10 protein-coding genes are annotated in these 19860 nt (G+C 40.9%); all 10 read right to left on the bottom strand.

What is annotated here, in order from left to right; genetic code table 11:
* Positions 1–60: 60 nt before the first annotated feature.
* Positions 61–2142, bottom strand: coding sequence for a glycine--tRNA ligase subunit beta (gene glyS / locus FC36_RS11215; RefSeq protein WP_025020863.1), 2082 nt, complete (start codon positions 2140–2142; stop codon positions 61–63).
* Position 2143: 1 nt separating this feature from the next.
* A complete protein-coding gene (glyQ, locus tag FC36_RS11210; RefSeq protein WP_023859383.1) occupies positions 2144–3061 on the bottom strand; it encodes a glycine--tRNA ligase subunit alpha in 918 nt (305 codons plus the stop codon).
* Positions 3062–3363: 302 nt separating this feature from the next.
* Positions 3364–4173, bottom strand: coding sequence for a DNA repair protein RecO (gene recO, locus FC36_RS11205; RefSeq protein WP_025020864.1), 810 nt, complete (start codon positions 4171–4173; stop codon positions 3364–3366).
* A gap of 58 nt (positions 4174–4231) precedes the next feature.
* Positions 4232–5578: a phosphoglucosamine mutase gene (gene glmM, locus FC36_RS11200; protein WP_056986980.1), complete on the bottom strand. Its 1347-nt coding sequence runs from the start codon at positions 5576–5578 to the stop codon at positions 4232–4234.
* Positions 5579–5696: 118 nt separating this feature from the next.
* Positions 5697–6932, bottom strand: a complete 1236-nt coding sequence (locus FC36_RS11195; protein WP_025020865.1) for a hypothetical protein — start codon at positions 6930–6932, stop codon at positions 5697–5699.
* 18 nt (positions 6933–6950) lie between these two features.
* On the bottom strand, positions 6951–7538 hold the full coding sequence (locus FC36_RS11190; protein WP_025020866.1) for a GNAT family N-acetyltransferase: 588 nt from the start codon (positions 7536–7538) through the stop codon (positions 6951–6953).
* A gap of 72 nt (positions 7539–7610) precedes the next feature.
* The gene (addA, locus tag FC36_RS11185; RefSeq protein WP_056986978.1) at positions 7611–11669 is read right to left on the bottom strand and encodes a helicase-exonuclease AddAB subunit AddA; all 4059 of its coding nucleotides are present in this window, start codon (positions 11667–11669) and stop codon (positions 7611–7613) included.
* Complete coding sequence (locus FC36_RS11180) at positions 11662–15462, bottom strand: PD-(D/E)XK nuclease family protein (protein WP_056986976.1); 3801 nt, start codon at positions 15460–15462, stop codon at positions 11662–11664. The genes addA and FC36_RS11180 overlap by 8 nt, the downstream gene beginning before the upstream one ends.
* 21 nt (positions 15463–15483) lie before the next feature.
* Complete coding sequence (locus tag FC36_RS11175; RefSeq protein ID WP_025020869.1) at positions 15484–18651, bottom strand: AAA family ATPase; 3168 nt, start codon at positions 18649–18651, stop codon at positions 15484–15486.
* Positions 18652–19770: an exonuclease SbcCD subunit D gene (locus tag FC36_RS11170; RefSeq protein WP_035189705.1), complete on the bottom strand. Its 1119-nt coding sequence runs from the start codon at positions 19768–19770 to the stop codon at positions 18652–18654.
* Positions 19771–19860 lie beyond the last annotated feature (90 nt).

Genomic DNA, 19860 nt, shown 5'->3' with positions numbered 1-19860 from the left:
AACTAAATAACTTATTTTTTAAAAGAAATCCTCACCGGCTCCGGCGAGGATTTCTTTGCTTTATTTTACATTTAATTGAGCTAAGTCACCAAAGTTTTGAGTTAATTGCTTAACTAAAACTAATTGATGTAAACGGTTGTTCTTCACCGCTGTATCTTCAACCATAACCATTGTTGCTTCGAAGTAAGCTGAAATGGCGTCCTTCAAAGCATGAATAGCCTGATATTTAGCGTCATAGTCATTTGCAGCTTCCATAGCTTCTTTTTGTACTTGGTAAGCAGCAAACAGAGCTTTTTCGCTATCATTTTCAAAAAGACTTTCATCAACAGTTAAGGTTTGACTTAAGTCAGCCTTGTCTGCCAAACGTGCCACCCGTGTCAAAGCTTCAATTGTTTCCTTAAAGTCTGCATCATCCAAGTGGGCAGTCAATGTCTTGGCTGCTTGACTAACATCAACAAACGTATTCGCCATGTTAGCTACTACCGTTTCTAAGACGTCGTGGCGGTAGTGGTCGTTAGCCAAAATTTGGTGGAGACGATCCGCTACAAAGTCGCGTAAAGCTTGAGCATTCGTTGCGGGATCAATGTTAGCGTATAGATCATGCGCTTTACCTTGGGCAAAGGCCACCGCATCCATTAAGTCATCCACTGATAATTGCCAATTATTAGCCAAGGCTATACGGATAATTCCTAAAGTCTGACGTCGTAAGGCGTAAGGGTCATTAGAGCCAGATGGTACCATGCCTGCACTGAAGAAGGCTTGTAAACTATCCAACTTGTCAGCTATGGAAAGTACGGACCCCACCGTGGAAGCTGGTAAGACACCTTCGGCACTGGTTGGCATGTATTCTTCACGAATAGCTTGAGCCACCACCGCATTTTCACCCATGAGATTAGCATAAATTTCGCCCATGACCCCTTGTAATTCGGAGAATTCGCCAACCATTCCTGTCACCAAGTCAAACTTGTAAATTTGGCTTGCCCGAGCTAAATCAGCTAATTCTTGGTCAGATAAACCTAACTTTTGACCTAAGAATTGCGCTAAGAGACCTACCCGTTGCATCTTTTGGGCCAAAGTTCCAATCTTATCGTGGAACATCACCTTGTCCAAGCGGTCAACATAGTGTTGAAGTGATTGTTTTTGGTCTTCTTCAAAGAAGAATTTCGCATCTTCCAAACGTGCCGTTAACACTTTTTCGTTTCCGGCAATTACATTGTTCAAGAAGGCGTCCTTCCCGTTACGGATAGCGATGAAGTGTGGTAAGAGTTTACCTGCTGCATCAGTTACGTAGAAATAGCGTTGGTTATCCTTCATGGAAGTAATCAAAACCACATCAGGGACAGCTAAGTACTTTTCGTCAAAGTTTCCCGCAAAAACCGTTGGCCACTCCACCAAATTATTAACTTCTTCTAAGAGGCCTTCATCAATATCAACCTTCCAGCCATTTTCTTGGGCTAAATCGTTGATTTGTCCACGAATCATATTCTTGCGCTTAGTCGCATCCGCAATTACTGATTCAGCTAATAAAGCTTCAGGATAGTCGTCAGTTGAATTTAATGTAACTTCTTTACCTAAGAAACGATGACCTTGACTAACCCGTCCTGTCTTGGTACCTAAGATATCAAAGTTTACCACTTCATTATCAAGTAAGGCTACTAACCAACGGATAGGACGGACGTATTCAAAGTCATTTGTCCCCCAACGCATCATAGTTGGGAATTTAAGGGACATCGCCACTTCTTTCATGCCAGCTAAAACTTCTAGTGCGGATTTCCCTGCTTCAAACTTATTGGCGTAGACGTACTCAACCCCTTTTAATTCCTTGAAGAATAAATCATCCGTGGTTAAACCTTGACCACGAGCAAAGCCTTGCGCTGCTTTAGTCCAATTACCCTCAGCATCTTGAGCAATCTTTTTAGCAGGGCCCTTAGCTTCGGTGGAAATATCTTCTTGCTTATCAGCTAACCCTGTCACCTTAACTGCTAAACGTCTTGGTGTTGAAAAAGGTAAGACACTGTCAAAAGCTAACCGTTCTTCTTTTAAATAATTTTCAACCTTAGCCACTAATTGGTTCACAGAAGGTGTGACCACGTGAGCGGGAATTTCTTCCAAACCAATTTCTAGTAAAAATGTGTGTGCCATCCTAGTCTTCCTCCTTCAACAATTCTTGCCGTAAAGCTTCATCTTTAATCAATGGGAAGCCTAATTTCTTACGTTCCGCCACAAAAACCTTGGCCACAGATTTGGCCATATTGCGAATCCGGGATAAATAACCCGCTCTTTCCGTTACGGAAACCGCCCCCCGGGCATCTAAAAGATTGAAAGTGTGACTGCACTTTAAAATGTAATCGTAGGCTGGGTGCACCAAACCATTGGCAATTTGCTTCTTAGCTTCTTCTTCATAAACATCAAAAGCTTTGGCCAACATTTCTTGGTTAGATTCTTCAAAGGCATACTTAGAGTGTTCGTATTCCGGTTCCTTGAAAATATCACCATACTTAACCCCATCTGTCCATTCAAGTTCAAAGACATTGTCAACATCCTGAATGTAAGAAGACAAACGTTCCAAACCATAGGTCACTTCGGCCGCTACTGGCTTAACTTCTAAACCACCAACTTGTTGGAAGTAGGTAAATTGAGTAATTTCCATCCCATCAAGCCAGATTTCCCAACCAACACCGGCACAACCCATAGAAGGGTTTTCCCAGTTATCTTCCACAAAACGAATATCATGTTCTTCTGGGTTAATTCCTAGGGCCTTCAAACTATCCAGATATAATTCTTGGATGTTTGCGGGGCTAGGCTTCATTAAGACTTGGAATTGGTGGTGTTGGAACAAACGGTTAGGATTGTCCCCGTAACGACCATCGGCTGGACGACGTGAAGGTTCCACGTAAGCCACATTCCAAGGTTCAGGTCCAACCGCCCGCAAAAAAGTGAAAGGACTCATAGTTCCCGCACCCTTTTCCGTGTCATAAGCTTGCATTAACATACAGCCTTGTTTTGACCAAAATTGTTGCAAGGTTAAAATAATTTCTTGCACTGATAATTTCTTCGTCATGAAAAAATTCCTTTCTGTGTGTTCGATTTTCGAAAACAACTAAGCCAGCATCATAAAAAAGATCGTCCCTATATGACGCCACTTGGTCATATAGGGACGATCTTCGATAATCGCGGTTCCACCCTACTTCTAGGCACAGCCTAGCACCTTAATTCACGCAACTCCGAAAGTGCCACCACTGCTTTAAAGTCACCTGCTTTCACCCACCAGGCTCGCTTAAGACTTCCTTCACAGTTTCTTCTTTCATCACCGTAGCAATATTAATAAGTATAGTATAGCTGATTTCTAACCATTGTCAAGCCTCAACCATCGTCAACTTTAGAATCTTTTTTGGGTAACGGGTGAAACATGCCCGCAAACGAATCCATCTGGTCCAAAAATTTCTTGGCTTTGAGATAGATTCCAACTTGATGATCATAAATTAAGTCAAGCGTCTGCCGCAGGCGTTGCTTGGTCTCTGCCCTTAGCTCCACTTTGCCTAACTTTTTTAAATCCAAAACGGAAAAAGCCTGCAAATAATAAATCGTTCTTTGATCTAGATGCAAACGATGTGGGTCCAAGTGATAATGTTGTGGGCATAAGAGTCCGCCATAACTTTCTGAATAATCAAAAGGCCGACTGGTCTTTTGACAAACCACACAACCAGCTAACTGCGGTGCTACCCCAAAAGCCGCTAGTAATTGGACTTCGATGATATTAGTCACCACCGCCGGGTCCTTACCAGTATCAATCAACCAAATCGCTTCGATAATTTTTTCAAACCATAAGCCAGGCAAGATGGTGTCACTTCCAAACGCTCGTTCGGCCAAGGCTAAAATATAAGTCGCATAGGCATTTAACGCAATATCTTCACTAATAGCCTGATATTGTTGTAAGCCACGAGGAGCAGTCAAAAAAGATAAGCCCACATCATTAATATTACCAATATAAGTTCCGCGGGTAAAAGGCAGAATTGCAGCTCCCATTTTGAAACCTCGCTTACGTACACCACGAACAAAAAAAGTTTTATAACCGAAACGGTCAGTTAGAATCTTGACAAGCATATCGCGTTCCTTATAGTTTTGACGCGATACGACCAACCCCTCAAAAACTTCACCATGATGCGTCGCCATTACCTACACCCCCTCATCTTTAAAAAAGAACCGCAAGTTAACTTACGATTCTTTTACATTAAATTCCCATTTCAGCTTGCACAACGTCAACAATTTCTTGTACATATTGGTGTACTAATTCTTGCGTAGAAGCTTCAGCCATTACTCGTAAAAGATCTTCCGTTCCAGAAGGACGCACTAAGACACGACCATCTCCAGCCATCTTTTCTTCCACTTGAGCAATAGCATCCTTAATTTTTTGGTTATCTAAAGCCGCCTGCTTGTCAGTTACGCGTACATTTACTAATTCTTGGGGGTACGTTATCACTTCAGCAGCTAATTCAGACAATTTCTTGCCGGTTTGCTTCATAACATTTAAAAGTTGTAAGGAAGTCAACATCCCGTCACCAGTAGTATTGTAGTCTAAGAAGACAATATGACCGGATTGCTCCCCCCCAAGATTGTAACCTGACTTCCGCATTTCCTCAACCACGTAACGATCGCCAACCTTAGTTTTCACAGAATTCAAGTCGTGAGCCGCCATGGCCTTGTAAAGTCCAATATTAGACATAACTGTCGTTACAATTGTGTCTTGCTTTAACCGTCCTTGCTCGGCCAAGTACTTCCCACAAATGTACATAATCTTGTCACCATCAACAATGTTACCTAGTTCATCAACTGCGATAAAGCGGTCACCATCACCATCATAAGCCACACCAACATCAGCACCTTGTTCAACTACAAATTTAGCCAATGCTTCAGGATGGGTTGAGCCCACACCATCATTGATATTAATTCCATCAGGATGGGTCGCCATCGTAGTAAATTCGGCATTTACATTGGCATATAATTGCGCTACTAAGGCACTAGTTGCCCCGTTAGCTCCATCAATGGTAACATTTAATCCGGACAAATCATCAGGAATTGTATTTTGTAAGAAGCGTAGGTACTTCATAACCCCTTCGTTGTAGGAGGAAATCGTGCCTAAACCTTGAGCTGATGGCCGTGGTAAGTCATCAACTTCAGCATCTAATAATGCTTCAATTTCGGCTTCTTTTTCATCAGATAATTTGTAACCATCATTACCAAAAAACTTAATGCCATTGTCTTGTGCAGGGTTATGGGAAGCAGAAATCATTGCTCCCGCATCCATATCTTCAGTCCGCACTAAGTAAGCTACCCCAGGGGTGGTCATAACACCCAAATCAAAGACTTCAATTCCCACTGACAATAAGCCAGCGGTTAAGGCTTGAGCCAACATTTGCCCTGAAATTCGCGTATCACGTGCTAAAAGTACGCGTGGTGTTCGACCTTCTGCGTGCTTGGTTAAGATATATCCGCCACAGCGACCTAATTTAAAGGCAAGCTCTGGAGTTAAGCTCTCATTAGCAACCCCACGTACACCATCTGTCCCAAAATATTTCACGTTTCTTTCTTCCTTTCAAATTAAAAGGTCCCACTAAGGAGGGGGACCTTGTACTTTTTCACATTTTAATTTTTGAACCTGTCCGCTCTCATTATAACATATCAACCCCAAAAGTTAACTATTTCTTCCGAATTTTCATGTAGGGTTTATCATTAACGTCTTGGTGCACTTTACACCGGTCCAGTTCGGTTTCAAATACTTTTTGTGCTCTCGGAGGCATTATCTGGAGCAACATCTCACGAAATTCCACTGGCATTCCTTCAAGTTCGGTTAATATCTCATTAAATTCTACATCGTTTAACATACCCGATTCTGTTTCATTTAGCATGCTTGACTCTATTTCAAGTTCATCTTCTACCCATGCAACCGCATTTTCTAAAGCTTGGTCCACATATTTCATATCAGCTTTGGTCATCATCCCTGTCCTAGTCAAGAACAAGTAGAATTTCCGGAAAATTTCTTGAACCATCTCAATTCCATCTAGAGCCACGTAAGGGTCTTTTTGTAATTCACCGTCAATTACCTCCCAGACAAACATGGCTAGGTCGCTCAAGTTGGAAGTCGCCATCCGAAAATCGCTAATTAACAGGTAGTCATTGAGATAAGATTTCACAAGGTCTCCGACAATTTTATCAGGTAATCCCAAACGTAAATCAGTTTCTAAAAACTGTGCAATGACCGCTACATTATTAGCCATAATTTCCTTTTTGACCGCACTAATATCTTGGATCGGCTTAAATTCTACGGCTTGCCAAGTACGAAAGTCTTGAAACTTAGCTTCCATATCCATGTAAGCAAATTTACGACTTGGCTTTTTCGCCCTTTGAGGATAAGTCTGACTTAAAAGAGTGACCGCAAACTCTGTTTGATTAGGATTGTTAAAAGCCGATATTAAAGCCCCACTACTTCCTATTGCCTTCAACCGCTCAAATAAGTTAAGACCAGTATCAAACACATCTTCATAAACGGAATTTTCAGGTTCTTTTAACTCAGGAAGCTGATAAGCTTGCTCATCTACCACAAATTCAATTTCACGCCCATTATATAGAGCGTCAAGATAGTTATTAATGGTTATATCTGGCACCATGGTATTGTTTAACATGTATGGTAAAATGGACAAGGCTTTTGCCAACACATCGTCATCTTTAGCTAACGGTAGATACAATTTCAGGTCGGGTTGGACTAAGACCAAACTCTCCTTTCCATAAAATTTAGCTTCAGTTAAATACCAGTCAGTATAAGCTTGAACCTTTACCTTACGCTTGCGCTTTTGCCGTAGTTCGATTTCCAACGGCTTATTAGCTACCAGTAATTGAGCTTTAGCTAATAATTTTTTATTAGTGTGAATATGCATGTAATCACCTCAAGTTTCTTAACCCTGCAATAACTTCCGTGGTTGTCGTGCTGGTTCATCATCGCGTCGAACAGTCAAGGGCAGGTAACGCATTCGCAAAGGAAACATTGCCCAATCCATCAACTTAACATAATCTTGCGCAGGAAAATCGGCTCCTACTGTCAAAAAGTCATAACATTCATCTCCTGCTTCTTGAGTATAAAAACCTGCTTTTTCAAAACCATTACGCGCGTAAAAGGCTTGTCGACGCTGCCTTTGTTCATTATTCGGTGCCCAAGGTAAGGGTCTTTCAGCACTGAGACCAAGTTTTCTTTGGATATAGCGCCGTTTAGCCAAATCCAAAAAACGGCTCCCATAACCTTGTGATCGATAATCTTTTCCAATAGCTAAAAAGAAGATGTAGGCTGTTTGAGCATCTAAAATAGTGAACATAAAGCCCACCCATTTGATGCCATCATAAATTGAAACAAACTCAGCTCGTCCCCGTAGTACCATCATCTTCATAAACCACATTGGCAACTGTTCCACCTTAGGGAAGGCTTCATAGTAAGTGGTCTGAATTTTGGCAAAATCTGGACTAGTTAACTTCGTCTTCTCAATCCGCATCGCGTTTCTTCCTTTCAAAAATTCTTTACTACTACATCATAACAAAAAATACCCTGCTATAGGGTATTTTAATCAAATTTCAATAACTTTTTGTGCAGCTACAGCATATAGATAGCGATGTGCGACTTTTTGACCCGTAATACTTTCTAAAGCTAAGGCATAGAGGTTCATTTGTCCTTGATACTTTTGCTTTAAAGATTCCAGTCCGGCTTCCCCCGCTACATGGTCAGTCTTGTAATCAAAGAGGATTACTTTTCCCTTAGTATCTACAAAGTAACCATCAATAATCCCGTGAATTAGAAGGGGCTGGTCATCATCACCTAAATCAGCAAAAATTTTACCCGCCGGATACAGCAATGAAAATGGCGCTTCACGGTGAACTTGACTATGATTAGCAATCATAGCTCGACCTAATGGACTTTGATAGAAGGCTAAAATTCCGGCACGATTTATTTTTTCTGCTACCTTATCCGTAACCAAACGGTCTGCAACAGCCTGCTTAATCACCGCTTCAATCGCTACTAAATCCGGTTCCTTGTCTAAAGTGAGTTTTTGAAAAACCAGGTGCGTCGCTGTCCCAACTGCCGCTGGAGTAATTTTCTCTTCCGTTGTCATAAATTCAGGCTGACTAAAGGTCTGAAGACTAGGTTGAAAGTCCGCTTTAATCCCTAAAGTAAGTTTATCAACATCCACTGCCTGCATCTGATTCATATCTGGGTCCGCGAAAAAAGGCTTTAAATCGGTTACTGCTTGGTAGGCTGCTGTTTGAGTTTTAGCGGTCTGCTCGTATTTAAAGTCCAGAACCTCGCGGATAGCTTGCAATTCTATATTATCCTTAGGTACTACTTGACCTAAAGTTGCTTGCCATTCTGCTAAACTTGGCGTTTTCTCTTCTTTAACAACTACCGATTGAGCTGCTAAATCTGCGTCTGTCCAAAATTCGACTGCAAAATCTGCTTGTAAATCAGCAGGAATCATTTCTGCTTGTGCGACGTCTAAGTCGATTGCTTCGCTTGCGACTAAATCTGCTAAGCGATCCTGCCCCAGCATTACGTGATTCTGAAAATGTGGTGTACGCACCAGGGCCATCCCCACCCAATCTAAGTAATTTTTAGAAGCTTGACGGTGGGTTCGCTCTAAAACTAAAGCTTCATCATCTTTAGCAACAAGCCATTTTTTCAAAGCCGTCGCCTGATCCTTATATTCACCTACAAGATATAAATATTGCTCACTACGCGTCAAAGCCACATAGAGCTTACGCATCTCTTCGGCTAGCATCTTTTTTTCATTTTGAGCTCGAATGACTTGATAAACAGGGGTGGTTTGTTGTAAATAAAACTCTAACTGCCCATCATCACTGATTTTTTGACTGATGTATTGAATTCCTAGCCCCAAGTCATCGTCCAAGATATAACGTTCTGTTAAAGAGTGTTGATTGAAACGCTTAGTAGTGTTAATTACGAAAACCACCGGAAATTCTAATCCCTTACTTTTGTGGATTGTCATAAAATGAACCGCATCTTCACTATCTTCTTGATTAATTTCTGCCAAATCCTTATCGTGTTCCTGGAGTTTCTTGATAAAGCCTAAAAATCTGAAAATTCCACGGTAGTTAGTTTGCTCGTAGGCTTGGGCTCTTTCATAAAGAGCGTGTAAATTAGCTTGTCTTTGCTTACCACCTGGCATTCCCGTCACAAAGTCTAAAAAACCGGTCTTTTCATAAATTGACCAAATTAAAGGCGCGATTTCGGCCCGGCGTGCTTGAACTCGTAAGGTGGTTAAATCATCCAAAAAACGAACCACTTTCGCATATAAATCAGTTTCGAATTTTAAATTATCCTTATTCGCATTCTTAAACTTGAAAAGTTTAGAAACACCTTTAGCTTCTGCTTCATACAAGTTTCGAAAGCCCGTTAAAGTCCCATAAAAATCTCCCTGCTTAGTATTAATTCGTAAATAGGCCAGTTCATTTTCGTTGAAACCATACATTGGTGAACGTAATACCGCTACTAGCGGAATATCTTGGTGCGGATTATCAATAATATTTAACATCGCCAACATCAACTTAATTTCTGTCGTTTGGAAGTAGTTATCAACATTATCGACTTGGACTGGCACTTCGCTTTCCTGAAATTTTTCAGCGATTAGCGCACTGTCACCATGGGTTGAAGCTAAAATAGCAATATCACCATACTTAATCTTACGTTTTTGGCCGCCGTTTTCCCGGTCAATAATTTCGGCTTGGCCGACCAATTCTTTAATCTTTTGCAACACAATTTGGATTTGACCAGCTTCCTTACTATCAATCGTAAAATCTAGTGACACTTCTTGGTCACTTGCAGTTTCTTGACTTTCATACACTAAAATTGTGGGGGCAGGAATCTGCGCTTCTGCGTAGACGTTGTTAGCAGAAACTAACTGAGCCAGCTGATCATAACTAATTTCCCCCAAACTTTTATCCATTAACTGACTAAAAATCAAATTAGTGAAGCCCGTCACTGTCTGAGCAGAACGGTAGTTATTTTGGAGCACAATCAATTCATCTTGACCATCTTGAGCCTCAACTTCAAAATGATCATATTTATCGGTAAATAATTGCGGCTTAGCCAAGCGGAATTGGTAAATAGACTGCTTTACATCCCCTACCATAAAAATTTTACCCGGCTTTTGGGGTGCTAGAGCTCGAATAATGGCCTCTTGAATCCCGTTGGTATCTTGGTATTCATCAACCATTATTTCTTGGTATTGTTCTTGCAAAATTTGAGCAATTTTTTGGGTTTGTTCCGTGCGTCCTGCCAACAACTCCAAAGTAAGGTGCTCTAAGTCATTAAATTCTAAAAGGTGCCTCCTTTGTTTCAGCTTATAGTAGGCTTGCTGGAAAGTTTGAACCACTTCAACCAACTTTCTAACCACACCTTGACTACCACTCATTAAAACTTGTAATTCTTCATTCGAGTAAGCCAAGTAACGTTCTTTCAAACTAGCCAGGTGGTCATTAATAGCATCACGCTGAGTTTTAATTTGGTTTTTTACAGCTTCAGCTTCTACCGGAAAATCCCCGGCACCACGCCCGGCTTTTATTAGCCGAGGCCATGCCAAGCTCAATTGAGCTACCTGCGCTTGTAACTTGGTATAAGTAAGCTGACCATGATTTTCCACTAAGTCTATCAAGGATTGGTTAAACTCCGCCACCGCTTGACGAGCTAATTGGTATTTTTCTAGGTGCTTAGCCTGATCAGGGACAAATTTGGCTGGCTTCTTTTCTTCGTAATAAGTATAAGCCTCACCTTGCCAATAATCTTCCATTAAGCTTAGTAATTTATTTTCTAAATCTTGCTCATACTTCTGGCTAGCACCTAAAATGACTCTTAATTCCTGATCAAGCGCTGGTTGAAGCTGTTCTTGCCATAACTTAGTTTGACTATAATCTTGACCACTGTGAAAGTCATAAAGCTTGCTGATTTTCTGTAACCATGAATCCGGGTTAGCCGTTGCCATAGCATAGTTATCTACCGCAAAGACTGCCGCTGTCAAAGCATCATCATCTCGATCACTTCCAAAAACAGTCACTAAACGATTAAAGTCTGAATCTTCCTGGCCATCATTGAAATCACCAGCATAATACTTTTCTCGGACAGCTTCCCAGGTTTCATTACGTAAAAGGCTCCTTTCGTTATCTTCTACCAATAAACGGAAATTAGGATCTAAATCTAAAGCATAGTAATATTTACGCAAGAGATGCAAACAAAAAGCATGGAGTGTAGAGATATCGGCCACGTTAATTTGAGAAAGCTGTTGGTTCAAAAATTCTCGCGCAATCTTTTGTTTAACTGGGTCAACTTCTTTTTTTAAATCAGTCAATTCTTCTTCTAATCCCTTTTTTAAGCGGTCCTTCATTTGCGTAGCAGCAGCATTGGTGAAGGTCACTACCAAAAAGTTACTAACATCGTTTAAAAGGCTCTCGTCATTTCCTGGAGTCTCCAAATATTGACCAATAATGCGGTGACGCAGACGTTCGATTAAAACCGCAGTTTTCCCCGAACCAGCAGAAGCTGCCACCAAAATATTTTGCCCCTGATCAACAATCGCTTGCATTTGTTGTGGGGTTGCTCGCTGCTTAAATTTACTCATTTTTTCCTTCCCTTTCTACTTTAGCCTTAATCAATTGCCACATTTCCTCATCACTCAGCTTAGATAATTCCCGGTATTCATTCCCTACCAAGCTATCAAATGTCATAATGTCTTGATAGTCACTATACTGCAAGCCGGATTGTTGCCCTAAGCGATAAGGTGCTAGGTCAATCACTCCGCCTAAAATTTCTTGACGAGCTTCTTCTAATTTCAACAAATCCAATTGAATTAAGAGTTGTAATTGTTCTGGCGTTACCAAGTGACTACCAGCTAGCGTTGTGAGACCTTTCTTGGTGGCCTTGATTTGATAATTAGCCCCACTTTTGGCATCTTGACTTAAACCGGCGTCAATTGTCCTGAGAAAATCACTATCGTCTTGGCGTAATAAACCGCTATAGCGGTGATTTTGGGCAAATAAGGCTGGCAAGTCTTTTTGTTTTTGCTTGAAGTCTGCAAATTTTAAAATTGGGTCGTTTAACTGCAAGTAAGCCACACTGCCGAAATCCAGCTGATTTGTACCACCTAATTTCTTTCTTAATTGGACTGGTAAATTAGCAAACATTTCTGCCAGTAAAGGTTGATTATTTGGCATCTGTAAGGTTGCTAGATAGGTTAAAAGTTGCAATGTCAAACCGTGATAGGCTTTGACATAAAAATCTTTCATACGACCTTCAATATTCCCTGACTTGTAATCCACCAAATTTAAAAATAATTGTTTTTGATCGGCCAACTGAGCCGCAACCACATCAATCCGATCAATCCGCCCCCGTAAATTCAAACTTCCAGCCGCACCAGCCTGAGCGTACGGAGGTAAAATCAAACCGTTCAAGGTTCGCTCACGTCCTCCGAAGTCTCCAAACGGTGTTTCAGTCTGTAAGGTTACAATTGGTACTTGTTTTCTTTGGTCCCAAATGGATTGGGCGACTTTATAGGCCGTCTTGTTGAGTCGCTTACGCATATTTTGATAACGATGGGTACTGTCAAAGACTTCTAATTTACGTTCTTCTAAATTAGCTTGTACCTTAGCAAAGGTTGTCTGCATTATTTGGTCAAATTGCTCCGAACTTAACTCGCCGATAGTTTGCCCTGTTTCTTGAACCGTACGGATAAAGACTTCCAAAATTTCGTGAAAATAAGTCCCGGTCTTAGCTGCGTCAACCTTAAATTCCTGACGTGGTTGAAGTTTCAAACCATACTTCAAAAAGTACTCATAAGGGTTTTCGAAGTAGGTTTCCAAAGCCGAAACCGATCCAAATAGATAAATTTTGCCATCATCCTTACGGTATAATTCATCCACTAGCTCCTGATCTAAATGTTTGTGACCATCAACTTCAGCTACCCCAGGTAAAATTTCATTACGATAAGTTAAACTTTGAAAAAGCTGGTCGACTTGAAGCGGTAACTTAGCCTTTAAATTTTGGTAAACCACACGCCAAGTTGCAGGTACTTTTACTTGTCCAAAATGCTGTCGACTGTAATTAATAAGGTCCGTCAGCATACTTTGAGGACTTCCAGCTAGAGTTTCAACTTGGTCAGCGTTAACCGTTTGAAGTTCTAGACCATACTTTTCAACCAAAGTTAGCAAGTAAGGTGACAATTCTAACTTTTCACCGGTAACTTCTAAACTGGCAGCCGTCAGATACAAACGATCTTGTCCTGTCATAAAGGCTCGGTAAGCCCAGTAAATTTCATTATCTAGTTGAACTTGAGGGCGGTCGTTAAGGTGCTTGCTTTCACTATTAACTAAGTTGTGACTAGTCTCGGCAAGTAATTCCCGGTCCAAGTCGCCTAGGAGACCTTCTGTCACAGTCGTCTGAGGAAAAACATCAGCATTCAAACCCAAAATAAAGGTAATTTTGCGATTTTGCATCTGCTCAATACCAGTCTTCGAGAAAATTACCTGGTCTAAAGTCGAGGGCACTTGATTATAGGTTGCTTGGTTAAAACCACTTTGCAAAATTTCACTGAAACTAGCTAGGTTAAAACTTTCATCGCCTAAAGCCAAAACATATTCGTCCAAGAGATTGCAAAAAGCATCCCAAACTTCCTTAGGACGACTGGCATCACTAGCATCCGCCCGTAAATTTTGAGCAGTTTGCTGCCACAAAACTAAAGTTTGCGGAATTTGCATCTCATTTAAAAGTTCCATCAAAGCTACCGCAAATTGACGACCAGTTTGGGTAGTTTTTAAAATTTGACTGAAACGCTGCCGCAAGTGAACCAGAGTTTGACGAATGATTTGACCATTTAAATCATGCAAGCGTTTGACTCCGACACTCTTCCGACCTTCAATTTCCCAGACTTGATCATCTTCCCAACGTTTTTGACTACTAATTCCTGTTCTCAGCAAGAAGTTTTCTAACCAATCGACATTATCCCGGTAAGTCCCTAAGCTACGCTTTTTGACATATTCATAGACTCTTTGCCCTGTAGCATCAGTTTGGTAGCGCAAACCATGCTCAATTTTAAAATCAGTCCGTTGCTGATTATAGTCTGGATTATAGACATATAGCTCCGGCACAATTAATTCCGTCTTCAAGAGACGCATCACTAACTGATAGGGATAAAGCCCATTTTGCCCTTCAAATTCCAAGAGACTGGTCATAAATTCTACAAAGGGGTGCGTTTGCATACTTCGTGACAGGTCAGTAAAAGTCGGAATCTCTGCTTGCTGGAACAAAGGTACCAACAAGTTACGATATTTTTCAATATCCGGCGTCAAAACCAAAATATCTCGATAAGCATAATCTTCACGGGCTACCAGCTGTCGAACTTGGCTAGCGACAAAACGAACTTCACTCACCCGATCACTAAAATGATAAGCTTGTAAGGCTTGATTATTCCTTAAGGATAAATCTGAAATTTGCTGATGACTAAATTCCGCCTCCCAAACTTTCTCCAGTGCTAATAAATCCGGTTGCACTCGCAAATGAGCGGAATGGTCATCGTATAAAACCGGGATGCCAGCCTTGATAGCTTGACGATATAAAGACCAATAACGGCGATAGGCGGGAGCATACATGTCCCGACTGGATATTTCTTTTTGACGAGCTTGTTCCTTGGTCAAGTCCAAGCTTACCCGTACTTCCTTCGCTTTTTGGGCCAATAGTAAAATAATTTGTTCTTCTAAAGCAGTGAAATCCGTAAATCCATCAATAAAAATAACAGTATCACTTAAATCCGCCTCAGTTAGGTACGTTTTTAACTCGGTTAAAATCACGGTTACATCGACGTATTGACTTTGGTCTAGAGCTTCAAAATCCGCATAAATTTTAGCTAACTCGGCTAATTTTTCTTGCAAGGCAGTTTGTAAACGCGTCAAGTTAGGTTTTTGGGCTAAATCTTGAGCCATAGTCACCAGGTCTTGACTGGTGTAGCCTCCCTGCCGTAATTCTATTAACTGGCTGGTCAATTGGGCCGCAAAACCCGGCTGATTCTTGGCAGCCGCAAAGACCACTAAATCATCTCTTTGATGTAAGATGTGTTGGACCATCATGGTTAAACCGGTTTGCGAGAGATGGCGCGCTTGAAGTTTGGGATGGTCTTTTAAAAAGTACCACGCTAAACGTGAAAAGGAGAAAATTTGCACATTTTCCGCGGCATAAACCCCATCATGGCCAAATTTTTGGCGTAAAAAGTCTAACACCTGTACTTCCGACTCAAATTTAATATGATTAGGTACCAAATAGAAATAATGTTGCTTGGGTTCTTCTTGGTACCAAGTAGCTAGTTGCGCTAGCATCACGGCTTGTTTGTCATGGGAAGCCTTCCCCAATACGAATCCTAATGCCATAAATTCTTCCTTTCCTTATCTTTAAAAACGATCACGCCCGTGAATAACTTGCAAGTGACTTTGTCCTTGATCGGCAGTTACTTGCAACTGGTCTGCAATTCTTTCTTTTAATTCACTCACATGACTAATAATCCCAATCATCCGATGGTCACCTTCCAGGTTTTGTAAGGTCAAAATTGCCGTATCGAGACTCTCTTGATCCAAAGAACCAAAACCTTCATCAATAAAGAGTGCCCCCAATTGTAAACCGCCATTTTGAATTTGGATCACCTTACCTAAACCAAGAGCCAAGGACAAAGCAGCCATAAAACCCTCTCCACCTGACAAGGTATTAACACTTCTTTGCTTACCCGAATAAGCCTCTACGACATTTAATTCCAAACCTGTATGCTTGGCACTGCGGTCCTGGCCGTCCTTCAATAAGAAACTATAACGTCCATGCGACAAACGGGTAAAAATTCGATTGGCTTCGGCCAAGACCTGTTGAAAGTATTGCTGGAGGGCAAAACGTTCCAGACTCAAACTATTACTATCCTTGCGGCGTCCACTGCCATTAATCGCTTCGTTAAGGTAGCTCCAACGGTTCAACTGCTCTAAAATCTCATGACTACTTTCGTGGATAGCTTGAACTTGTTGGTAACTTTCCTGCAAATTCTCCAATCGTCGAACCAATTGCCCTAAAACAGCTTGACCAGTATCCAATTCTTCATTATACGCAGCCAATTGCGCTTCATCTTCACGCGTATCTGGCATTAAACTCGAGCCTAATTTTTCCTGTAGACGGGCTAAATTTTCTTGGTTTGTCTTTTTAGCCACTGCAAACTGGGTCTTAGCGACTTGTAAACTATCAATTTGCTCCAAATTCTTTAAAAGATTTTCTAAATCCGATAAACCAACCTTGAAGTCCGCCGTTTCTAAAACTTTCGCTAAAGCGTTCGCTTGGATCTGACTTTCCTTTTCAAGGTCTACTAATTCAGCTTGCTTAGCTTGACGTAAACTTTTCACTTCAGCTTTTTCTTGGTTGAAAGTTTGCTGACGATTTTCATAGGCTTGCTTTTCTTCCTGATAAGCTATCACCTCGGCTTGTAAGTCTTGGTAGTAACGTACAAAAGCCTCTTTATCCGGATATTCTGGTAAAAGATTGGCTTTTAATTCCACCATTTTCCCCTCCAAAGCCTTCACTTCCAATTGAACCTTTGTAAAGGCAGCTTGGTTTACTTGATGCTCAACCGTTAAATCTTGCCATAGTTGTTCACATTTAACCTGCTTCACTTCTAAGGCGCTAATTTCAGCTTGTAAAGTTACAGCAATCTCCTCTTGAGCTTCTAACTCTGTAACCTGCTTGGATAAGGTCACATATTTTTGTTTTAAGGCTGACAAAATTTCTTCTAAAGCAACAGCAGGCATTGCCACCGCTTCTTGAAAATTCGTTAATTTGCCAGCATATCGCTTAACTTCGCTTTGCCATTCAGCTTTGTCACGATTAGTAGTAGCTTGCAAGCGATCAAATTGACTTTGGGCTACTTGCTGGTTTTTTTCTGCTTGCTCAATAATCGCTTGACTGATTTCATCGGTTCTTTGGGCTAAGTGAGGGTGGTTTAAACTTCCACAAACAGGACAAGGATTATCTTCCTGGAGATCTTCTGCCAAACTCGCCGCAATATTTTGTGCTAATTGTTTTTTTAAAACCTGAACAGCAGCAGTCTTTTTTTGTACTTCGGCTTTTAAGTTAGGAACTTGTTCAGCCTTTTGTTGCCAAACTTGCTTTTGCTGTGCCAAATCATCTGCCAAGGCCTGTAATTCTTGGCCTTGCATCTGATAATTTGCCGTAGTTTGGGCTTGTAACCTTAAGTTAGCTAGATCCGCCTGATTATGATTAACCGCCATTAATTCTGCCCGTTTCTGGTTCAAATCTGCTTTAATTTTTGTCAAGATATTTTGGCCATTTTCCAAACGTTCCGCAGTCGCCTTAACCTTTTGAGCTTCTGTCGCCTGACTAGCTAATTGCTGTTCTAATTGTATTGTCTGACCTTGATATTTATCATAAAGCTCTTCTTTGCCTGCTAACTTACTCAGCAAAATTTCTTTGTCTTCTGCTTGATTAGCTAAACTAGCCAATTGATTAGCTTGCTTAACTAAGTGGGCTTCTTCGTCTACCAAAATCTGCCACTTTTGGTCTAACTGCGCCAATTGTTCATTTTTAACCTGAATACTTTGTCTTTGATCACAAACTTTTTGCCATAATGGTGCTTGCTTTTGCGCCCACAACAACTGGTCCAAATATTGATTTTGTTGTATTTGAGCAGCTTCTTCTTGTACTAATTTTTCAGACTCGGCTTGGGCTTGTTTTAGCGCCTGGAAATCTACCAAAAGCCCTTTCTTGCGCGCAATTGCTTCACGTAATTGTTCTTTTTGGCTTTCAACATTTTGTAGTTTAGCGGCTTGCTCTTGCTGACTTGCCTTTAATTCTGCCAAGCGCGCTTGTACTCGTTCAAACCATAAACCATACTCTACACTCGGAGCCAAGCCTTCTTTCTCATAAACACTTTTTTGATAAAGCTCAACTTTTTGCGCCTGAGCATCACTTTTATCTCGAATTTCCTTGGTTTTTCTGGCAATTACCTGGCCTAAATCTGCATAAATCTGGGTGTCAAAAATTTCTTTGAGAACAACTTCCTTGGCATTACTATCTGCTTCCAAAAAATTTCGAAACTGTCCTTGTGGCAACACAATCACTTGCCGAAATTGTTTGGCCGTCAAAGGGATAATTTCTTCAAGCTTGGCTTTAATTTCTTTGGCCTTGTCTAAACTGTGAAATTCCCCCAGTTCATCTTCATAAGTTAATTCGACTTTGGCTCCAACTTTGGTCAAACCTTGCCCCCCACGTTTAGCCCTAAAGTAAGCGGGTTGCCTCATAATAGTATAGATTAAATCATGATGCTCGAAAACTAGTTTCACCTGGGTAACTTCTTTTTCACTAGCAAATTCCGAACGTAAATCCTCCCCACGTCGATCAGAACCCGAAGTTTCTCCGTAAAGAGCAAAACTCATAGCATCAAAGATGGTCGTCTTTCCAGAACCTGTTTTACCACTGATTAAAAAGAGCTGACTATCGCTAAATTCATTAAAATCAATCTTAGCTTCCTGATAAGGTCCAAAATAAGATAATTCTAAAGTTAATAGTTGCATTTAATCTTCCTTTCCAACTTTTTGCAGACAATCTTCCACTAAAGCTAAGTCCGCGGGTTCTAAATCTTTACCAATTACCTGACTAAAAAATGTTTGCACTAATTCAGTGGGTTGCATCTCTCCTACGCCTGCCACGACTTCAAAGCCTGTTGAAGAAAAGGCTGGCGTTTGTCTTTGGAGATTGAACATATGTGGGTAACAAGCTAACAGACGTTCATAACTATCAAAGACTGGTTTTTCATCCGTCATGATCACAGATACATACGAACCTACAGGAATTTCCTGTCGCTTTTCTGCACGCGTTAATTCTGCCACCGTGCCTTTTAATTGATACAAATCATTTAAAGGTTGAATTTCTCGGAAATAAGGCGCATCCATATTCGTATCCACAATCCAAACCCCTTTTTTATCCTTAGCCTCCGAAGCCGAAAACTTCAAAGGGGAACCACTATACTTAACCTTATCCATCTGCAAAGCATTGGCTTTGTGAATATGACCTAAAGCAACATAATCAAAACTCGCAAATAAGTCCACCGGAACGGCTCCTAAACCACCAACTTCTACCTTGGTTTCAGAATCTGACCGTAGGCTACCCGCCGCAAAAAAGTGACCAACAAAAACATGCTTTTTCCCCACCACAAATTTTTCTTGGCAGCACGCTACTACATCTTGCATGGCTTGGGCTAAATCTTGATAATCTTTATCAAAATAATTTTTGGCTTGCGCCAACTTGAAATAAGGCACTAAAAAAAACTGACAATCCCCAATTTCTACCGGATCAAAGGCATCTTCCAAACGAGTATTCAAGTAAAAATGGTTTAAACGATACCACTGATTTCCCGTATTCAAACGGACTGCAGAATCGTGATTTCCATTAATCATCAATAAAGGATACTTTTCTTCCAAATTCAACTGCACAAGCATTCGATTCAAAAGAGCAACACTATCTTCATTAGGACGCGGGCTATCATACAAGTCTCCAGCAATCACGATAGCATCAACTTTTTCTTCTTTAGCAATGGCCACAAGCTTTAAAAAAGCATCCCACTGTTCCTGACGCAAGTCGAAATCTCCCAATTTTTTCCCTAAGTGCCAATCTCCAGTATGTAAAAATTTCATTTTTGGCCCACCTTTCCCAATACTCTTTTTTAACATTATACGCGATTTGCTAGTTCGTAATATTTGAAAATTCGCAAAAAAAGCTTAACA

Origin of the sequence: Ligilactobacillus equi DSM 15833 = JCM 10991 (assembly GCF_001435735.1) — a bacterium.
GTDB classification, from domain to species: Bacteria; Bacillota; Bacilli; order Lactobacillales; family Lactobacillaceae; genus Ligilactobacillus; species Ligilactobacillus equi.
Note: the sequence above shows the minus strand (reverse complement) of the source record. Positions and strands in the feature narration are given on the sequence as shown.

What these genes read in the sequence shown, in the direction of transcription:
- glyS (WP_025020863.1), bottom strand. Translation starts at nt 2,142, where the DNA reads ATGGCACACACATTTTTACTAGAAATTGGTTTGGAAGAAATTCCCGCT.
- glyQ (WP_023859383.1), bottom strand. Translation starts at nt 3,061, where the DNA reads ATGACGAAGAAATTATCAGTGCAAGAAATTATTTTAACCTTGCAACAA.
- recO (WP_025020864.1), bottom strand. Translation starts at nt 4,173, where the DNA reads ATGGCGACGCATCATGGTGAAGTTTTTGAGGGGTTGGTCGTATCGCGT.
- FC36_RS11195 (WP_025020865.1), bottom strand. Translation starts at nt 6,932, where the DNA reads ATGCATATTCACACTAATAAAAAATTATTAGCTAAAGCTCAATTACTG.
- FC36_RS11190 (WP_025020866.1), bottom strand. Translation starts at nt 7,538, where the DNA reads ATGCGGATTGAGAAGACGAAGTTAACTAGTCCAGATTTTGCCAAAATT.
- addA (WP_056986978.1), bottom strand. Translation starts at nt 11,669, where the DNA reads ATGAGTAAATTTAAGCAGCGAGCAACCCCACAACAAATGCAAGCGATT.
- FC36_RS11180 (WP_056986976.1), bottom strand. Translation starts at nt 15,462, where the DNA reads ATGGCATTAGGATTCGTATTGGGGAAGGCTTCCCATGACAAACAAGCC.
- FC36_RS11175 (WP_025020869.1), bottom strand. Translation starts at nt 18,651, where the DNA reads ATGCAACTATTAACTTTAGAATTATCTTATTTTGGACCTTATCAGGAA.
- FC36_RS11170 (WP_035189705.1), bottom strand. Translation starts at nt 19,770, where the DNA reads ATGAAATTTTTACATACTGGAGATTGGCACTTAGGGAAAAAATTGGGA.